Raw genomic sequence first — 18,320 nt, 5'->3', positions numbered from 1 at the left:
TGCTGTTCATCAAGCGCGGCATGGCCGCCGGCTATGCCGGCGTCGAGAACGAGCTGTTCTTCCGCGACAACACCATGATGCTCTTCGCCGACGCAAAGAAAATGGTCGAGGATATCGTCAAGAACCTATGACGGGCGGACGACATCCTTCCCCTCGACGCGAAAGGCCGGGCGAAAGCCCGGCCTTTTTGTTGTCTGCCTCTGCGTCAGCCATGCTGCGGCGCGGCGACTCTTTTCGTTGACGTCAGGTGTATTGCATACCAGACTTAGACCAAAGAAGAAGATGAAGTGACGGTCACGGCTCCAAGATCAGAGGGAAACGCCATGCTTGTCGCCGATCTCATGAAGCTGAAAAACGCTCGCGTGCCCACGATCCGCATGTCGGAAACCGTTGAAATGGCAGCGACCTTGCTCAACCGCGAACGTATCGGCGCCGTCGTCGTCAAGGACGCGTGCGGTTCCGAGGGCGATACGGTGGTGGGCATCTTCTCCGAGCGCGACGTGGTGCGCGCCATCGCCGAACGCGGCGGCGCCGCGCTCAAGACCAGCGTGGCCGACCTGATGTCGCGCAACATGATCTCGTGCCAGATGGACGACAGCGTCGACCAGGTGCGCGCGCTGATGGACGAGCATCACGTTCGCCACCTGCCGGTGCTGGAGGAGCACCAGCTCGTCGGCGTGCTCAGCATCCGCGACGTGCTCGCCCATGATGTGCGCCTCGCCGCCAGCCGCGCCGGCGCCGCGATGCGCCCGACCGCCGAAGGCTCGGCGCTGTCGGCCTGACGGCCGGCCAAGCCGGCTCGCCGCCCCGCGGCCGTGGTGCACGGCCGGACGGGCGGGGCGCAGCTGCACGCCGCGGACCCGCCGGGTCATGTGCGCTTACGGGAAACGGTCTCGCGATTTCGGACCGCCGGCTCGCTCGTCGGGCCGGACGGGACCTACCGTTCCGGCCGGATGTCCCGGCAGGCGGGATGCTGGCGCACCCCGCGCGCCGGAACGCCGAATCGTGGTTCGCGGATGTCGCTCAGTTCGCCGATTCGAGGCTGGGCGAGGCCGACTCCATCTGATGCACGCGGTCGATCACCGCCTTCTGCACCTTCTCGAACGCCCGCACCTCGATCTGGCGCACGCGCTCGCGCGAGACGCCGAACTCGGAGGCGAGGTCCTCCAGCGTCATCGGGTCGTCGGAGAGGCGACGCGCCTCGAAGATGCGCCGCTCGCGGTCGTTGAGCACGGAGAGCGCGCCGGACAGCGCGCTGCGGCGATTGTCCATCTCCTCGCTCTCGGCGAGGATCTGCTCCTGGCTGTCGTGATCGTCGGCGAGCCAGTCCTGCCACTCGCCGCCGCCTTCCACGTCGCCGCGCAGCGGCGAGTTGAGCGAGGCGTCGCCGGACAGGCGCCGGTTCATGTCGATCACGTCCTGCTCGGTGACGCCGAGCTTGGTGGCGATCTGCTGGACCTGGTCGGGACGCAGGTCGCCTTCCTCCAGCGCGGAGATCTGGCTCTTGGCCTTGCGCAGGTTGAAGAACAGCTTCTTCTGCGCCGCCGTGGTGCCCATCTTGACCAGGCTCCACGAGCGCAGGATGTACTCTTGGATCGACGCCTTGATCCACCACATCGCATAGGTGGCGAGACGGAACCCCTTGTCCGGCTCGAAGCGCTTCACCGCCTGCATCAAGCCGACATTGCCCTCCGAGATCACCTCGGAAATCGGCAGGCCGTAGCCGCGATAGCCCATGGCGATCTTGGCGACGAGGCGGAGATGGCTGGTGACCAGACGGTGCGCGGCCTCGGAATCCTCGTGCTCGCGCCAACGCTTGGCGAGCATATATTCTTCCTGAGGTTCCAGCATCGGGAACCGGCGGATCTCGTTCAGATACCGGCTCAGGCCGCCCTCTGCGGACGGCAAGGTCATGGCGGAACGGGCCATATCAGCACCCTCCTTATTCGCGGTCCCCATTATTGGGCGACCGGTCTGCGGCCGCACGGAGCCAACCGCTACGCTATATTAGCAGCAACAGCGCTTTTTTGCGAAACCGCAAGGCGACGTGGTGTCACGAAGCCTTGAGCGGGCATCGCTGCGCCGTCTAGCCCGCCTCTTCCAGCGCGCGGTGCAGCCGGGCGAGCTCCGCGGGAAGAGGGCTCTCGAACAGCAGGAAGTCGCCGCTTGCCGGGTGTTCGAAGCCGAGCCGGGCGGCATGCAGCGCCTGCCGGCCAAGCGCGTCGAGCGCGCCGCGCGCCTTCTCGCCGAGCCGGTTGGCCTTGGTGCGCTGGCCGACCCCATAAACCGTGTCGCCGAGCAAAGGATGGCCGATATGGGCCATGTGGACGCGAATCTGGTGGGTGCGCCCGGTCTCGAGCTGGCACTCCATGAGGGTGGCGACCGGGCGGCCGGAGGCGTCGGCGAAGGTCTCGAGCCGCCGCCAATGGGTGATCGCGGCCCGCCCGTCGCTGCGCACCGTCATGCGCTCGCGCGACACCGGATGGCGGCCGAGCGGCGCGTCGACCGTGCCGCTCGGCAGGTCGGGCACGCCCCAGACGAAGGCGAGGTAGGCACGCTCCAGCGGCCCGCTGCGCCCGTGATCGGCGAACTGGGCGGCGAGGGCGCGGTGCGCGCGGTCGTTCTTGGCGACCACGAGCAGGCCGGACGTCTCCTTGTCGAGCCGGTGCACGATGCCCGGCCGGCGCACGCCGCCGACGCCCGAGAGGCTGGCGCCGCAATGGAACAGCAGCGCGTTGACCAGCGTGCCGTCCGCATTGCCCGGCGCGGGATGGACGACGAGGCCGGCCGGCTTGTCGATGACGATCAGGTCGTCATCCTCGTGGACGATGTCGAGCGGGATGTCCTGCGCGACCGGCGCCGCCGGCTCGGGGGGCGGCACGCGCAGGACGAATCGATCGCCCGGCGCGACCTTGGCCGAGCCGCTGGAGACGAGGCGGCCCTCGCGGGTCAGATTTCCGCTGCCGATCAGCGCCTGGAGGCGCGTGCGGCTGAGCTCGGGCAGGTGGCGGGCGAGCACGCGGTCCAGCCGAAGGCCTTCATCCTCGCGTGCGGCGATGATATCGACGCTGGTCGCCTCGTCCTCGGGCGCGGCCTCGTCCAGATCATCCAAGGGTTCCTGCGGTGCCGGCATGACATCTCCCGATTCCGAAGACCAACTCGATCCGGCCGCCGAGCGCGTGCTGCGCAAGATGCGCGGCTTCGCGGCCTTCTCCGGCCTGTTGATGGGCTTCGGCTTTCTCGCCGTGTTCGGTGCCATCGGATACAGGGTTGTGGTCGGCTGGAAAAGCAAGCCCGCCGAGATCACCGGCACGATCCGGCTGCCCGAGGGGGCGCAGGTGCGCTCCGCCATGGTCTCGGGCGACCTGATCGCGGTGACGGTCGAGCGTGCGGGCGTGGTCGAGACCCATTTCTTCGACGTCGCGACCCGCGCGCCGCGCGGCGTGCTGACCTTTGCCAGCGAGCATTGAGCGGCCGGTGAAAAATAGGCTCGGGAAAGCGGCCCTGGCGCCTTGATCCCGGTGCCGAATGGCTCTAAGAGAGCCGCCTCTGCCGCGCAGCTCCCATCGTCTAGCGGTCTAGGACGTCGCCCTCTCACGGCGAAAACACCGGTTCGAGTCCGGTTGGGAGCGCCACTCGGTAGCGCAGAGCGTTGCTATTGCTCTGTTTTCCCGGCGGTTCGCCAATCCGTGACGATCGGGTTTGCCACCACTTCAATCCCGACACATGCAGCAGACCGCGGCGTATCAGATTTCGATCTGGCGAGTGCAGCCTTGATTGGCCGGGTGTTCGCACCACCTCTGGCGATCATCCTGCCCGGCGTCCTCCGCAGCTTCTGCAGCTTGTAACCCTACGGACTGGCCGCGGCCCGGTCCCGCCCGCTGCCGCATTTCCTGCGACGTATCGGCGGGCGTTCGTTTATTTCCACGTGAAGATGCGTGTGACGGAATAGTTGAAAACCGAGCTCATCAGCGCGCCGGCCAATCCGGCTATGGGTACCTGGTGCCCAAACTCGAAAATCGCGCTGGCGACCGAGATGTTCGCGATTCCGCCGAGCGAGCATATCAAGCAGAATCCGATCAAACCTTTCCACAAGGCAGGCCCCTTCAGTCGCCTGTCGGAATAGGTGAGGCTGTTGTTGAGGAAGAAGTTCCACGTCATGGCCGAGATGGTCGCGACGATCTGGCCGACGACAAAGATCTGATGAAAGATCATCGTCAGAAGGCCTAGGGCGGCCATATGTACCGCGACGCCGCTAAGGCCCACCAGGGAGAACAACAGGAAGCTCGCCGGAAGTCGCCCTCCGGTCAGTTGTGACAGCCACAAGCCAAGAAACTGGACCACCACTAGCGAGTTCATTTTGCTCTCGCCGGCGTGTCGGCTGCGGAATTGGTAGGGAATCTCCCTGATATCGAGTTCGATATCGTTCCTGCGGCAGACAACGATTATATCCAGAAGGATCTTGAAACCTTCCTTGCTCAGGTGAGGGGCGACTTCGTCGAACCGATCCCGCCTCACAATGAAGAAGCCGCTCATGGGATCTGAAATCGGGCGCCCCGTGACGAGCGAGGCGAGCCATGTCGCAAGATGGCTGCCCTTGAGGCGGAGGCTGGAAAATCCGGCATCGGCCGTCGCATCGGCGGTATAGCGCGAGCCGACGACCAGATCCGCGCCGTCCTTCATTGCCTCGACCATCTTCGGCAGTATCCGCTCATCGTGCTGATGATCGGCATCGATCACCGCCACCAGAGGGGAGGCCGCAGACGCCATTCCCTCGATGCAGGCCGAGGACAGGCCGCGCCGATCGAAGCGGCGTATGCAACGGATGTTGCTGTATTTCTGGGCCAGCCGCTTGGTTTCCTCGGCGCTTCCGTCGGGGCTGTTGTCGTCGACAACGATCATTTCAAACGGAATGCCGACGAGCGCCTCGTCGAGCTTATGAAACAAGGCCTCTATGTTTTCGCGTTCGTTGAAGCTCGGAACGATAATGGAGAGGGAAGGGGGCGACCACTCGCCGTTCGAGGGCTCGGCACGCGTCGCATCCGAGGAAGAAGCGAACATCATTTCGACTCCAAAGAGGCGGCTGACCTCCGCCCCGAAACTGAAGAGGCGCGGGCGAAAGCAGGCAATTACCGGATTGCTTCCACGCCGAAAAACATCTACCAGCCCGAACTTGGGGGATCGTCAGCGAAGCAAAGCCACGAGAGGTCGCCGTGACGTCTGGAAGCCGGGAGTGGAAGCTCCCAATTGCCATCCTGATTGCGGTTTGTCTATATACATTCGTAGGAATCCGATGGATAACTCTATATAGAGGCGGGGGACTCTTCGATATAGATGAGTCAGCCTACCTGATGATGGCCGTCAAGGATGCCTATGCTTATGTAGACGGCAGCATCGTCCAATGGATTGCGCAGGTCGAATCTCCCAATTCCGTGTCTCCAATGCTTCCGGCGTTGGCATCAATATTATTTGTAATTGGCGGCGTCATTCCATTCTATGGTATTTTTGTTTCGTTTCTTTGTCTTCTGGGGACGGTAGCTGCGACTTACGGTATTGCCAGGGTTTCGGGTGACAAGGGCATTGCCGTAGTTTCCGCCGTGTTGGTGGCCTCTGCACCTGTTCTCGTGATCTATTCGCGAAGTTTCCATTTTGCGTTGCCCGCCACGGCGACGACGACGCTGGCGCTGTTTTGCCTGGTGAGATCGCGGCAGGCGGAGAAGTGGCTCTGGACCTTGGCATTCGGCATGTTCGTAGGCCTCATGCCTCTCGCGAGGACGATGACTCTGGCATTCGTGCCATGCATGAGCGTTGCCGCGCTTTTCTACGCGCTGGCCGCTCCGGATCGGCGGTGGAGCCGGTTTCTGCGTCTCGTGGCGGCCGGCGTGGTGGCTTGCCTGACGGCCGCCTCCTGGCTCGCGTTCAATGGAATATATGTCGCGAACTATCTCCTGAGCTTCGGATATGGCGCGAGGGCCACCGAGTACGGGCCAAAACTCGCCTTCATCGACAGTATAATGCTGGAAATATATCTCCTCTTGCAGGACGTATATCTGCCGCACTTCCTGATACTGGTCGCTGGCCTCGTGGCGTCAGCGATACTTCTGGTCCGGGCCGTGCGGGACAAGCGCGGCTGGGGCACGCTGATGGCGTCCCCCCTTCTTCCCCTTTCCGTCTTCGCCACCCTGTCGTTCCTCGCTCTAGCGACGTCGCAGAACAAGGGTACGGCCTTCTCGGCCCCCATTGTGCCGGCGATGCTGATCGTGGCGACCTGGTCGATTCTGCGCGTGAGTGGAGCGGGCTTCCTCAGGCTCTCCAGCATTGGCGCCCTCTGCGTCGTCTCACTGCTTGCCTTCGCGCCGATGGTAGACCTTGGCACGTCGATTGCGCGACCCACGTGGTGGAATGCCGGTTCCCTTGGACGGATTGCGGTGACGTCGGGGGCCAGCACGCAGCAGATCTATGAGCGGGCCAACGGCATCAACAGATCGGCTGGCGAGGGTCCGTTGTCGCCTGAGATAGCTCAGGAATGGAAGGCGCTCAACGCACAGATACTCGATCTGGCTTCGCCCTATGTGGAGAAAAGCAGGGCGCTCGCGTTCGGGTTCCGCAATGCGGCATTCAACGTCAACACTCTTGGGCTGGTGAACAGCCTCCGCGACCAGCCGCCTCTCATCCTCGCCCAGATAGAGCCGACCGTCCTCGGCGACGACGTGGACAACCAAGCCGCGTGGCTGACGTCAGGGACCGCCGGACCGGCTTGCGTCCTTCTTACGTCGCCAGGGGTCGAAGGCGATTTCCGGCCTTACGTCAATAGCGAGACGATCGAGGCCGCGGCCAGGAAGAGGGGTTTCGCAGTCGTCCATACACTGCCGATGCCGAACGGGCGTGAGCTCCGTTTCTGGGCTCGCTCGTGCTGACGGCGAACCGGGCCGCGGCAGAACTTGCGCAGGCAGATCCCGTCGAGCTCTGCCGTTGCCACCTGCGACCGCCAGCCGCGCGCGGCCGCTGTCCGTTGCATCCGCCGATTTTGGCCGTTCCCGCATCGCACGAGACAAGATTCCGGCGAAGGGACGACAGAAGGCATTGAACAATCCCGGATTCGACGACGTAAAGTGACCCGACGCAGTTCGTGGGCGCCGAGGCCTGCCGGAACGCAGACGGAGGCCGCACAGGGCGACCCAGATTCGGCAGACGCGGCTCGATGCGCTCACGGGCCTGCGCTTCTTCGCCGCGGCCGGCATCGTCTTCCTGCACATCGGCGGCCGCTACGGCGTTCCGAAGGTCGACGTCCCGCTTGCAAACGGCGTGATGCTCTTCTTCGTGCTGTCCGGCTTCATCCTCACCTACGTCTATGCCGAGGTCGAGGGTGCGGACGAACTGAAGCGGTTCTACCTCGCACGCTTCGCCCGGGTCTGGCCGCTTCATCTGGCCACCTTTCTCGCGGCCGTCGTCTTCGCCGTAAACGCCAGTTTTCCATCGCATGCGGTGACGGCGACGGTATCGGCGCTGAACCTCGCGCTGCTGCAGAGCTGGGTGCCGACCGCCAGCGTCGCCTACTCGTTCAATTCGGTCAGCTGGTCGCTGTCGAACGAGTTGTTCTTCTATGCGCTGTTTCCGCTGCTGCGCCGCAACCTGGCGCGAAGCTGGCACTGGAAGCTGCTGCTGTCGCTGTTCTGCGGGCTGCTGGTCGCGTGGTCGATGGTCGTCTTCGAATTGCCGATGAGTGGCGAGCCGACGCAGGTGACGACGGAGACGCTCGCGATCAGCAGCCCCCTCTCGCACCTGTTCCAGTTCGTCATCGGCATGTGCTGCTGCCTCGTCTGGTTGCGGATCCGGCACCTGCTGCCGACGTCACTGGTCCCGGCCTCGCTGCTCGAGATTGGGCTGGTTCTCTTCGGCTGGTGGCTCGGCTACCACGTCACCGAGATCCGCGGCTTCGGCCTGCTGTTCGGCGAGCGTGCCGAGCTCTGGATGAACTTCACCAATGGCCTCGTCCCGGCGGTCGCAGCCCTGATCATCGTGCTGGCGAGCGGCAACGGCATCGTCGGGCGCTTCCTCGCCTCGCGCCCGCTCGTGTTCCTGGGCGAGATCTCCTACGCCATCTACATGTCGCACTTTGTCATCCTCATCGTCCTCCTGCGCGATTTCGACGGGCTGGCGTCCTGGCCGTGGTGGCTGGCGCTAGTGTCCTACCTGGGCCTGACGCTCTTGGTCTCGACGCTGCTTTTCCTGTTCGTCGAGAAGCCCTTGCGCAATTTCATCACCGGGCGACGCCACGCCACGAGCTGAGCGCGGGTGGCCCGGCGTCGCGTCCCGCCATTTCCCCACCTGCGTCTCCATTCCCGCTTGCGGTTTATATTGCGTGAGACGATCGTCTATCTTGCCGAAAACGGCTCGGACGGCGATTGCAGCGCCTTCAAGAGCCACAACGACAAAAGTCGGCGTCAAGAGGGGAACGTGCGATGGATGGGCTGCTCGCGCTCAGCCGCGGCATCGATTGGCTGAATGAGAAGTTCGGCCGCCTCGCCGCGTATTTCGTGCTTTTCGCGGTGCTCATCAGCGCCGGCAACGCGACCGTGCGCTACCTGCTGAGCTTCAGCACCAACGGCCTGCTGGAAATCCAGTGGTACCTGTTCGGCGCCGTGGTGCTGCTCGGTGCGCCCTATACGCTGAAGCTGAACGGGCATGTGCGGGTCGACCTGCTCTATATGATGCTGTCGCCGCGCGGGCGGCTCTGGCTCGACACCGGCGGCTTCATCCTGGTGCTGATCCCGGCGGGCATCTACCTCACCTCGCTCTGCTTTCCCTTCTTCTGGCAGTCCTTCCTCTCCGACGAGGTGTCGCAGAACGCCGGCGGGCTTATCCTGTGGCCGGCGAAGATGCTGCTGCCGCTGGGCTTCTCGCTGCTGACGCTGCAGGGCCTTTCGGAGCTGATCAAGCGCGTGGCGGCGCTGCGCGGGCTCATCACGGTCGAGACCGAGTACGAAAAGCCGATGCAGTGAGGCACGGCGCGATCCCACCCCTTTCCCGATCCCGATAGCAGAGAGTTCGGCATGTTCTCCCACGGCGTAATGCCTCCGCTGATGTTTGGCGGCATGATCTGCTTCATGCTGGCCGGCTTCCCGGTCGCCTTCTCGCTGGTCGCGGTCGGCCTGTTCTTCGGGACGATCGGAATCCTGACCGATCATTTCCATCCGAGCTTCCTGCAGGCGCTGCCGCTGCGCTTCTACGGGATCATCTCGAACGATCTGCTGCTCGCCATCCCCTTCTTCACCTTCATGGGCGCGGTGCTGGAGCGCTGCGGCCTCGCCGAGGACCTGCTCGAGGGCACGGGCAAGCTGTTCGGCAAGCTGCCGGGCGGGCTCGCCTATGCGGTGGTCCTGGTCGGCGCGGTGCTGGGGGCCATCACCGGCACGGTGGCGGCCTCGGTCATCGCCATGGGCGTGATCTCGCTGCCGGTGATGATGCGCTACGGCTACGACCAGCGCCTCGCCACCGGCGTGATCGCCGCCTCGGGCACGATCGCCCAGCTCATCCCGCCCTCGCTGGTACTGATCGTGCTGGCCGAGCAACTCGGCCGCTCGGTCGGCGACATGTATCTGGGCGCCATCGGCCCCTCGATCCTGCAGGTCACGCTGTTCCTGGCCTACATACTGGTGCTGTCCTTCATCCGGCCGAAGATGATGCCGCCGCTGCCGCAGGAGGCGATCGGCGACAGCGGCTGGCAGGTCGTGAAGCAGGTGCTGCGCGGCATGATCCCCTCGATCGTGCTGATCGGCCTCGTGCTCGGCACGCTGGCGCTGGGCCTCGCCACGCCGACCGAGGCCGGCGCGATGGGCGCGGTGGGCGCCATCGTGCTCGCCACGGCGCATCGCCGCCTGACCTGGGACCTGCTGCGCCAGGCGATGAACTCGACCATGCGGCTCACCGCCATGGTGGTGTTCATCCTCATCGGCGCGACCTGCTTCAGCCTGGTGTTCCAGGGCATGGACGGCGCGCTGTGGATCGAGCACCTGCTCTCTCAGCTTCCCGGCGGGCGGCTCGGCTTCCTGATCTTCGTCAACATCTTCGTCTTCTTCATCGCCTTCTTCCTCGACTTCTTCGAGATCGCCTTCATCATCGTGCCGCTGCTGGTGCCGGTGGCGCAGAAGCTCGACATCAACCTGATCTGGTTCGGCGTGCTGCTGTGCGCGAACATGCAGACCTCGTTCATGCATCCGCCCTTTGGCTTCGCGCTGTTCTACCTGCGCGGCATCGCGCCGCCCTCGATCCGCACCTCGCAGATCTATCGCGGCGCGATCCCGTGGCTGTTCATCCAGCTCACCGTGGTCGCGGTGGTGACGTTGTGGCCGGAGATCGTGACCTACTGGCTCGACAGCGGGCCGAAGGTCGATCCCTCGACCATCGAGCTCAACATTCCCCAGTTCGAGCCGCCGGCGATGGATATGGGCCCGCCGCAGTTCTGAGGCGGGCCGCTTCCAAGATCTGCGCCGGCTCCCGCGTCAGGCCGCGGCCCGCATGAGGCCGCGCGAGCCGCGCACGGCGACGAAGCCGGCGAAGGCGAACAGGACCAGCACCACGAGCTCGGCGATGGCGAAGGGCGGCTCCGACTGGGTCGGGGCGAGCGCGTGCAGGGCCGGCACCTTGCCAAAGGCCTGCGCCACGCCGACGAAGACCAGCAGATAGAGGCTGATGACGACGCCGACCGCGTAGATCGCGTTCCAGAACCCCGCGCGGTGGAAATGGTAGCGGGCGGGCAGGGTCACGGCGAGCACCAGCAGCGCCACAATGCCGACGATGTGGGACGGAAGCACGCCGGTGAAGGGGAAGCCGAAGCCGGTCGCGCTGGTGCCGACGGCAGTGGCGAGGAAGACGGCCGTCCAGCCCGGGCGATCCCGGCCGCCGATCAGGTCGCTCAGAAGCACGAAGCCGGTGACGATGGCGATAAGGCTCAGCCAGGTGTGGAACCCGGTCCAGGTCGTCGGATCGAACATGGTGGCAGCTCCCCTCAGCGCTCCGTTCCCTGCGGAGCGGCACCGACTCGCGGCCGGACCATCCGACGTTTCGAGCGGTGGCGTTTTGAGGATAGCCGTCATCGAATCGGCCGCCTAGCGCCTACGAAGGTAGCAGAGTCCCGTCCGCTCCCGCGCTTGTGAGCCCGGGCAGGCCGTGCTTCGCGGCGGCTTCGTCTTCCGTCGAGTTGGGGGCGGGGCACTTTTGGGGCATAAGTCTCGGTGCGGCGCGTTCGCGCCGTGCTCAAGCATCGGACATCACATGACCACCGTAGCTCCCACGCCGGAGAGCCCTCATCCCGGCATGGGTTTTCGCCAGTTCGTTATCTTCGTCGCGATGATGATGGCCACCAACGCCCTCGCCATCGACTCGATGCTGCCGGCCCTGCCGTCGATCGGCGTGGACCTTGGCATCGACACCGCCAACCACATTCAGCTCGTGATCACGGCCTATCTGCTCGGCTTCGGCGCGGCGCAGATCATCTACGGAACGCTCGCCGACCGCTACGGCCGGCGGCCGGTGCTGCTGTTCGGGCTCTCGCTCTATACCGTCGCCTCGCTCGGCGCCGTGTTCGCGGGCACGTTCGAGACGATGCTGACCGTGCGCATCCTGCAGGGCGTCGGCGCGGCGGCGATCCGCATCCTCGCCATCACCATCGTGCGCGACTGCTATGCCGGGCGGCAGATGGCGCGGGTGATGTCGCTGGTGTTCATCGTGTTCCTCGCCGTGCCGATCGTGGCGCCGTCGGTGGGTCAGCTCATCGTGCTGTTCGCGCCCTGGCGCGGCATCTTCCTGGTACTGTGCCTGATGGGTGCCGTGCTCATCACCTGGACCCTGCTGCGCCTGCCGGAGACGCTGCATCCCGAGGACCGCAGCCCGCTGTCGATGGCGGGCATCCGCCACGCCTTCGGGGTCGTGTTCAGCAACCGGGTGACGGTCGGCTACATGCTCGCCATGACCATGGCGATGGGCTGTCTGTTCAGCTTCGTCAGCTCGGCCGAGCAGATCTTCACCGACACGTTCCAGCTCGGGCCGACCTTCACCCTGATCTTCGCCGGCATCGCCTGCAGCATGGGGCTCTCCTCGCTGGTCAATGCGCGGATCGTGGAGCGGCTCGGCATGCGGCGCGTGTCGCATGCCGCGCTCATCGGCTTCCTGCTGACGGCGCTGCTCCATGCCTGGATCGTGCTGGCGGGCGGCGAGAACCTCATCACCTTCTCGCTGATCCAGGCGGGGATGATGTTCTTCTTCGGGCTGATGGTCTCCAACTTCAACGCCATGGCGATGGAGCCGGTGGGCCATGTGGCGGGCACCGCCTCGTCCTCGCTCGGCTTCGTCAGCACGGTCGGCGGGGCGCTGCTCAGCTTCCTGGTCGGCCAGAGCTTCGACGGCACCACGCTGCCTTTGACGGTCGGTTTTGCGCTGCTGTCGTTCTTCGCGCTGTGCTTCGTGCTTATCGCCGAGCGCGGACGGTTGTTCCATGCCCATGGCGCAGCGGGGCTCGGTCATCCGCATCACGCCGAAGAGATGATGGAAGAATAGAGTCCAGTAGTTTTAATATACCGTCGGCGTTTTCGTAAGGCATGGAACTCATCGTGCGGTCGCACGTTGCTCAGCACACTGGATGGGCAAGGGACGACAGGAGATTACCATGATACGTCACGCCGTTATTGTTTCTGCTCTGCTTCTTTCCGTTCCGGTCGCCGCGAGCGCCCAGCAGTCCGGCGTCGGCGCCGCGGCTGGTGCCACCACTGGCGCCGTGGGCGGCGCGATCGTCGGCGGTCCGGTAGGGGCCGTTGTCGGCGGCGTTGCCGGCGCGGTGGTCGGCGGCATCGCCGAGGACAACCAGACCCGTTTCCATCACTATGTGGTGGAGGAGCAGACCCCGTCCTACGCCTATGACGGCCAGGTGGCTGTCGGCACCGCGCTGCCCGCCGAGGTCCACTATTACGAGGTCCCCTCGCGCTTCGGCTCGACCAAGTACCGCTATACGGTGGTGAACCAGCGCACCGTGCTGGTCGACCCGCGCACCCATGAGGTGGTTCAGGTCATCAACTGACCCGCGGGAGCGTCGAGCGCGGGGCGCGCGGCCCCGCGCTCACGCCCCTGCCGGAGAGAGCTGCTCGCCTTCGCGCCTCACCGGGCGTGACGGCAGCAGCTTTCGCCATGTCTGGGACTGCGCAAACTCGGTGATCAGCGCGCCGAGATCGGTCTCGTCCACCAGCAGCGCCGCATCCTCGGGCGTCATCCAGCGCCGCTCCCGCTCATGCCGCTCGGGCCAGTCGCCGAGCTGGCGGCGCACCGCGAGCGGGAATACCGAGACCTTCACCAGCGCGAAATGCGTGTCCAGCCGCTTCCAGTAGAGATACTGGCCGATCCGTTTGCGGCTGATGTCGCCGACGATGCCCGCTTCCTGCCGGGCTTCGATCTGCGCGGATTTCCAGTCCTTGCGGTTCCGCATCGGCCAGCCCTTCGGAATCACCGCGCGATGGGTCTCCCGCGAGCTGACGAGAAGGATCTGCAGCCTTCCCTGATCGTCGACACGAAAGGGGAGGGCACCGACCTGCTGCAGAGGTCGGCCGTCGCTGGCGCGCCGATTTTTCTGTTTTACCTTCGCCATGCTGCTAATTTAGGTCGAACGGCGATCAGATGCGACCGGTCGCGCGACAAATCAACTGCCGCGGTACGCCATGACCACAGAGCTGACGCTGCTTGCCTGGACGCTCGTTCTCGCCCTCGTGCAGATCCTGCTTCCGGCGGCGATCAGCACGCGCAGGGTCGGGCTTACCTACAAGGTCGGGCCGCGCGACATGCCCGATCCCGACAGCGGCGCGGTGACGTCGCGGCTGCGGCGGGCGCAGGCCAATCTGTTCGAAACGCTGCCGCTCTTCGCCGCCGGAATCCTCATCGCCCATATCGCCGACCGCAACGGGGTGCTCACCGAGGCGGGGGCGTATCTGTATTTCCTTGGGCGCCTCGCCTATCTGCCGCTCTATGCGGCGGGCGTGCCCTATCTGCGCACGGTGGTGTGGATGGTCGCGATCCTCGGGCTCGTCCTTGTACTGCTCGCCCTGCTCATGCCGGCCTGATCCTCTCGCGGACCTCTCCCATGCCGATCGATTTCAGCTCCTTCGATTTCCTCGTCGTTCCCGGGCGCGAGAATGCCCCGGCCGACCATTGGCAGTCGCACTGGCTCGGCGCCTTTGCCAATTCGACCCGCCTGCTACAGGAGGACTGGAGCCGCCCGCAGCTCGGCCCCTGGACCGGCCGTCTCGGCGCGGCGGTGGAGGCGGCACCGCGGCGCGTGGTGCTGGTCGCCCATTCGGTCGGCGTCGCCACCGTTATCCGCTGGGCCTCTGCGGCGCCCGAGCTCGCCGCGTCGAAGGTGGCGGCCGCCTTCCTCGCGGCGCCGACCAATGTCGACGACCCGCACCCGTCCTTCGACGTGGTGCGTAATTTCGGGCCGATGCCGCTCGGCCCGCTGCCGTTCCCGGCGCTGGTGGCGGCGAGCCAGGACGACCCGCGCGTCACGTTTCTCCAGGCGAAGGCGTTCGCCGAGGCCTGGGGCGCGGATTTCGCCGATGTCGGCGCGCTGGGGCATATCGGCAGCGCCGCCCGGCTCGGCATCTGGCCGAGCGGCCTGCTTCTTCTCGGAGGGCTGCTGGCGCGAATCTGAGCGGCGCCGGAAGGGCCCCTCGAGCCGCTTCAGTGCTGGGCGAGCATCTGGGCGATGGCCTGCGCGACCGGCCTGGTCACGCGGCGCCGGTACCGGCGGTGGACGAGCTGGCCGTTATGGTAGACGTCCTGCTCGACATAGAGGTCGGCGCCGTCCCAGCGCAGGATATTGTCGGATTCGACGGTCTCGATGACACCGATTCCCGGGAGCAGCTGACCTTCCGGCACCGTGGCTGACATGCCTTCCTCCTTGTACCAACACGCGGGCGAGGCTCTTGGGGCCTCTCGCGCCGAAGGATAGCGCCTTGTCACCGTCCCGTCATGGCCGGCGTGCGTCCGCGCGCTCGTCCGGCGGCGCGTCCCCCGGTTCGATCCGGCCCTCGCGCTGGAGCACCAGCGCGATCAGCCAGCACAGCAGCGCCCAGGCGCCGCCGGCGCACCAGCCGGCCGCCACGTCGGTCGGCCAGTGCACGCCGAGATACAGGCGGCTGATGCCGATCAGCAGCGTCAGCCCGACCGCCACGCCCAGCACATAGGCCTTGATGCGCCGCTCCTGTTCGCTGCGCACGATCAGCACGCCGAGCGTCAGGTAGGTCACCGCCGAGCCCATGGCGTGGCCGCTGGGAAAGCTCAGCGTGTGGACGTCGACGAGATGGGCGACGAGGTCCGGGCGCGGGCGGTCGAAGCCGATCTTGAGCAGGTAGTTCATCAGCGCACCGCCCACCACCGCCAGCAGGACGAAGGCGGCGGTGGCGCGCTTGCGGTCGACGATGAAGAAACCGACGGTGATGAGCGTCACCAGCGTCAGCACCGTCGTGCTGCCGAGCGCGGTGAGGTCGCGCACCGCAATCTCGAGCCAGGCCGGGCCGAGCGGGTCGGCCGGATCGCCGGGGGAGCGGAAGGCGAGCAGGATCGCCTCGTCGAGGGCGTGGGTCTCGCCCTCGACCACCTCGTCGGCGATGTAGGCGAAGACGAGCAGGCCGGTCGCCACCCCGACCAAAGCGAGGAGCACGCTGATCTCGGCTGCGGCCCATTTCGGCAGCAGCCCGCGTGCGCGCTTGCGCAGTCCCGCCAGCCTGTCCCGCATCCGTCTCTCCTATTCGTCACGCGCCGCTGCTGCCCGCTGGAACTAAACGGACCAGCTTCGTGTTGCTCTACCCGAAGTTCGCGCTGATGGGGATGTGATCGAGCGCGACGGGCATCATGAGTCGGATTGGCGTTTCCATTCGGCCCCTTCGGGCTTATGGGCACCGCGGGCGGCAAAGATGCGGGGATCGGGAGTCTCGGACAGGTGACGATGGATGTGGTCGGCTCACATGATCCAGTGCTCGTGGCACTGTCGATCCTGATTGCCATCGCCGCCTCCTACACAGCACTCGATCTCGCGGGGCGCATACCGGGCGCGGCCGGGGCCGCAAAGGCCGGCTGGCTCATCATCGCCGCGATCGTGCTGGGGGGCGGCATCTGGTCCATGCATTTCGTGGCCATGCTGGCTCTCTATCCGGGCTTGCCGGTCTCCTACGACATCGGCCTCACGGCGCTGTCGCTGGTCATCGCCATCGTGGTGACGGGGCTGGCCTTCCTCTGTACCAGCCATCCGCATGTGACCCGACGGCGCGTGATGGCGGCCGGCATCTTCATGGGGCTCGGCATCGTCGCGATGCACTATGCGGGCATGGCCGCGATGCGGGCGCAGGCCGAGACCGTCAACGACTGGCGCTATGCGCTGGCCGCGACGGCGGTGGCCATCGTGGCCTCGACCGCCGCGATCTGGCTGGCGCTGCGCCATCATTCGCTGGGCGAACGCATCGTCGGTTCGGTGGCGCTGGGATGCGGCATCTCCTGCATGCACTACATCGCCATGTTCGGCGTCAGCTTCGTCGTGCAGGAGAACCGGCTTGCGCCGGATGTGGCCCCCGGCATCGGCAATGTCGACATCGTCATCGCGGTCAGTGCCGCCACCTTCGTGATCCTCGCCGCCGCGCTGATGGCGGCGATGTACGACCGCCGCTCCAGCCTGTTGGCCGAGCGCGAGGCGCAGATGTGGCGCGAGGGCGAGGAGCGTTACCGCTTGCTTTATCGCCGCACCCCGCTGCCGCTGCACTCGCTCAACGATGAGGGGCGGATCGAGCAGGTGAGCGACACCTGGCTGGAGCTGCTGGGCTATCGCCGCGACGACGTGATCGGCCGGCGGCTCACCGACTTCATGACCGCCGAATCGGCGCGCCAGCGGAACGAGGAGCACTGGCCCCGCCTGCTCGACGTCGGCGAACTGCGCGAGGCCGAGTACAAGCTGGTCGCCCGCGACGGGCGGATACTCGACTGCATTCTCTCGGCGGTGGCCGAGAAGGACGACCAGGGCCATCTGGTCAAGACGCTGTGCGGGCTGATCGACGTCACCGACCGCCGGCAGGCGGAGGAAGCGCTGCGCCAGGCGCAGAAGCTCGAAGCCGTCGGCCAGCTCACGGGCGGCATCGCCCACGACTTCAACAATCTGCTGGCGGTGATCCTCGGCAATCTGGAACTCGCCCGCAAGCGCGCGCCCACCGACCCGCGCCTCGTCACGCTAATCGACAACACCATGCAGGCGGCCCAGCGCGGCGCCGCCCTGACGCAGCGCATGCTCGCCTTCGCGCGCCGGCAGGACCTCAACCCCGAGCCGGTCGACGTGCCGGAGCTGGTGCTCGGCATGGCCGACCTGCTGCAGCGCTCCATCGGGCCGGGCGTGCGGATCGAGACCCGCTTCCCGCTCGGCCTGCCGAAGGCGAGGGTGGACGCCAACCAGCTTGAGCTGGCGCTGCTCAATCTCGTGGTCAATGCGCGCGACGCCATGCCGGACGGCGGCGCGGTGACCATCGCCGCCCGGGAGAACACGATCGCGGCTACCGAGAGCGAGGAGGAGGGCGGCGAGTTGCGGCCCGGGCGCTATTTCTGCCTCAGCATCACCGATACCGGCACCGGCATGGACACCGAGACGCTGGTGCATGCGGCCGAGCCCTTCTTCACTACCAAGGGGGTCGGCAAGGGCACCGGCCTCGGCCTCGCCATGGTGCACGGCCTCGCGGCGCAGTCGGGTGGGCGGCTCAAGCTGACCAGCCAGCCGGGCAAGGGCACCTGCGCCACCATCTACCTGCCCGTCGCCGATTGCGTCGCCGGGGCCTCGCCCGAGGTGGGCGCGGAACCCGGGACCGAGACCGGATCCGAAGGCGGGGGCGCCCGTATCCTGGTGGTAGACGACGACCCGCTGGTGCTGTCGGCGACGGCGGCGATGCTGGAGGATCTCGGCTACGGCGTCTGCGAGGCGTCGTCCGGCCCGGAAGCGCTGGTGATCCTCGACCGGGAAGGCCCGTTCGACGCGGTCCTCACCGACCAGGCGATGCCGGGTATGACCGGGGTCCAACTCGCCGCCGCGATCCGCGAGCGCCAGCCGGAGCTGCCGATCGTCCTCGGCACCGGCTATGCCGAGCTGCCCGCCGACGCCGGCACGGGCATGCTGAGGCTCGGCAAGCCGTTCGGCCGCGAGGCGCTGCACCGGGCGATCAGCACGGCCATGCGGCGCACGCCCCCCAATGTCGTCAACCTGTCGTCCCGGCTGCGATGACACCGGAATAATGTCGACGGCACGGTGACAT

The 18,320-nt window shown here is 66.1% G+C and carries 19 protein-coding genes and 1 tRNA gene; 13 read left to right on the top strand and 7 right to left on the bottom strand.

Annotated elements, in window-relative coordinates; genetic code table 11:
• Together NVS89_RS15095 and NVS89_RS15090 are read left to right on the top strand one after the other, a co-directional pair.
• On the top strand, positions 1-131 hold a 131-nt coding region (locus NVS89_RS15095; protein ID WP_258733595.1), incomplete at its 5' end, for an NAD(P)(+) transhydrogenase (Re/Si-specific) subunit beta.
• Between the two features lie 192 nt (positions 132-323).
• Positions 324-782 (top strand): CBS domain-containing protein, encoded by a 459-nt coding sequence (locus tag NVS89_RS15090; protein ID WP_258733594.1) that lies wholly within the window; start codon positions 324-326, stop codon positions 780-782.
• A gap of 241 nt (positions 783-1,023) precedes the next feature.
• Here the strand turns inward: NVS89_RS15090 and rpoH are convergent, their stop codons facing one another.
• The gene (rpoH, locus tag NVS89_RS15085; protein WP_258733577.1) at positions 1,024-1,929 is read right to left on the bottom strand and encodes an RNA polymerase sigma factor RpoH; all 906 of its coding nucleotides are present in this window, start codon (positions 1,927-1,929) and stop codon (positions 1,024-1,026) included.
• Positions 1,930-2,086: 157 nt separating this feature from the next.
• Positions 2,087-3,133, bottom strand: coding sequence for an RluA family pseudouridine synthase (locus tag NVS89_RS15080; RefSeq protein WP_258733576.1), 1,047 nt, complete (start codon positions 3,131-3,133; stop codon positions 2,087-2,089).
• Between NVS89_RS15080 and NVS89_RS15075 the strand changes: the two genes are divergently transcribed.
• Together NVS89_RS15075 and NVS89_RS15070 are read left to right on the top strand one after the other, a co-directional pair.
• Positions 3,132-3,470 carry a hypothetical protein gene (locus NVS89_RS15075; protein WP_258733575.1) on the top strand — a complete coding sequence of 113 codons (339 nt, stop codon included), beginning with the start codon at positions 3,132-3,134 and terminating at the stop codon, positions 3,468-3,470. The two genes, NVS89_RS15080 and NVS89_RS15075, sit on opposite strands and share 2 nt — an antisense overlap.
• 89 nt (positions 3,471-3,559) lie before the next feature.
• Positions 3,560-3,635: transfer RNA gene (locus tag NVS89_RS15070), tRNA-Glu, on the top strand.
• A gap of 283 nt (positions 3,636-3,918) precedes the next feature.
• Here NVS89_RS15070 and NVS89_RS15065 read toward each other — a convergent pair.
• Positions 3,919-5,064, bottom strand: coding sequence for a glycosyltransferase (locus NVS89_RS15065; protein ID WP_374114574.1), 1,146 nt, complete (start codon positions 5,062-5,064; stop codon positions 3,919-3,921).
• Positions 5,065-5,351: 287 nt separating this feature from the next.
• On the opposite strand from NVS89_RS15065, the gene NVS89_RS15060 reads away from it, so the two are divergent.
• The 4 genes from NVS89_RS15060 (at position 5,352) to NVS89_RS15045 (ending at position 10,466) form a co-directional block, all read left to right on the top strand.
• Positions 5,352-6,917: an ArnT family glycosyltransferase gene (locus NVS89_RS15060; protein ID WP_258733574.1), complete on the top strand. Its 1,566-nt coding sequence runs from the start codon at positions 5,352-5,354 to the stop codon at positions 6,915-6,917.
• 226 nt (positions 6,918-7,143) lie between these two features.
• Positions 7,144-8,289: an acyltransferase family protein gene (locus NVS89_RS15055; RefSeq protein WP_309486557.1), complete on the top strand. Its 1,146-nt coding sequence runs from the start codon at positions 7,144-7,146 to the stop codon at positions 8,287-8,289.
• 173 nt (positions 8,290-8,462) lie between these two features.
• Complete coding sequence (locus tag NVS89_RS15050) at positions 8,463-9,002, top strand: TRAP transporter small permease subunit (RefSeq protein WP_258733573.1); 540 nt, start codon at positions 8,463-8,465, stop codon at positions 9,000-9,002.
• Positions 9,003-9,053: 51 nt separating this feature from the next.
• On the top strand, positions 9,054-10,466 hold the full coding sequence (locus tag NVS89_RS15045; protein WP_258733572.1) for a TRAP transporter large permease: 1,413 nt from the start codon (positions 9,054-9,056) through the stop codon (positions 10,464-10,466).
• A gap of 36 nt (positions 10,467-10,502) precedes the next feature.
• Here NVS89_RS15045 and NVS89_RS15040 read toward each other — a convergent pair whose 3' ends face one another.
• A complete protein-coding gene (locus NVS89_RS15040; RefSeq protein WP_258733571.1) occupies positions 10,503-10,994 on the bottom strand; it encodes a hypothetical protein in 492 nt (163 codons plus the stop codon).
• A 280-nt stretch (positions 10,995-11,274) separates the two neighbouring features.
• Here NVS89_RS15040 and NVS89_RS15035 point away from each other — a divergent pair, with 280 nt between their 5' ends.
• Both NVS89_RS15035 and NVS89_RS15030 read left to right on the top strand, forming a co-directional pair.
• Entirely contained in the window at positions 11,275-12,555 is a 1,281-nt protein-coding gene (locus NVS89_RS15035) for a multidrug effflux MFS transporter (RefSeq protein WP_258733570.1), read from the top strand.
• Between the two features lie 109 nt (positions 12,556-12,664).
• Entirely contained in the window at positions 12,665-13,072 is a 408-nt protein-coding gene (locus NVS89_RS15030) for a DUF1236 domain-containing protein (protein ID WP_258733569.1), read from the top strand.
• A gap of 39 nt (positions 13,073-13,111) precedes the next feature.
• Here the strand turns inward: NVS89_RS15030 and NVS89_RS15025 are convergent, their stop codons facing one another.
• Positions 13,112-13,474: an NUDIX hydrolase gene (locus NVS89_RS15025; RefSeq protein WP_258733568.1), complete on the bottom strand. Its 363-nt coding sequence runs from the start codon at positions 13,472-13,474 to the stop codon at positions 13,112-13,114.
• 229 nt (positions 13,475-13,703) lie between these two features.
• Here NVS89_RS15025 and NVS89_RS15020 point away from each other — a divergent pair, with 229 nt between their 5' ends.
• On the top strand, positions 13,704-14,102 hold the full coding sequence (locus NVS89_RS15020) for an MAPEG family protein (protein WP_258733567.1): 399 nt from the start codon (positions 13,704-13,706) through the stop codon (positions 14,100-14,102).
• Positions 14,103-14,122: 20 nt separating this feature from the next.
• Positions 14,123-14,689 carry an RBBP9/YdeN family alpha/beta hydrolase gene (locus tag NVS89_RS15015; RefSeq protein WP_258733566.1) on the top strand — a complete coding sequence of 189 codons (567 nt, stop codon included), beginning with the start codon at positions 14,123-14,125 and terminating at the stop codon, positions 14,687-14,689.
• A gap of 29 nt (positions 14,690-14,718) precedes the next feature.
• On the opposite strand, the gene NVS89_RS15010 is transcribed toward NVS89_RS15015, so the two are convergent.
• Together NVS89_RS15010 and NVS89_RS15005 are read right to left on the bottom strand one after the other, a co-directional pair.
• A complete protein-coding gene (locus tag NVS89_RS15010; RefSeq protein ID WP_258733565.1) occupies positions 14,719-14,928 on the bottom strand; it encodes a hypothetical protein in 210 nt (69 codons plus the stop codon).
• 79 nt (positions 14,929-15,007) lie between these two features.
• Positions 15,008-15,775, bottom strand: coding sequence for a phosphatase PAP2 family protein (locus tag NVS89_RS15005; protein ID WP_258733564.1), 768 nt, complete (start codon positions 15,773-15,775; stop codon positions 15,008-15,010).
• Positions 15,776-15,985: 210 nt separating this feature from the next.
• Between NVS89_RS15005 and NVS89_RS15000 the strand changes: the two genes are divergently transcribed.
• On the top strand, positions 15,986-18,289 hold the full coding sequence (locus NVS89_RS15000; protein ID WP_441296721.1) for an MHYT domain-containing protein: 2,304 nt from the start codon (positions 15,986-15,988) through the stop codon (positions 18,287-18,289).
• Positions 18,290-18,320 lie beyond the last annotated feature (31 nt).

It is taken from the genome of Ancylobacter mangrovi, assembly GCF_024752355.1.
Taxonomy (GTDB): domain Bacteria; phylum Pseudomonadota; class Alphaproteobacteria; order Rhizobiales; family Xanthobacteraceae; genus Ancylobacter; species Ancylobacter mangrovi.
Note: the sequence above shows the minus strand (reverse complement) of the source record. Positions and strands in the feature narration are given on the sequence as shown.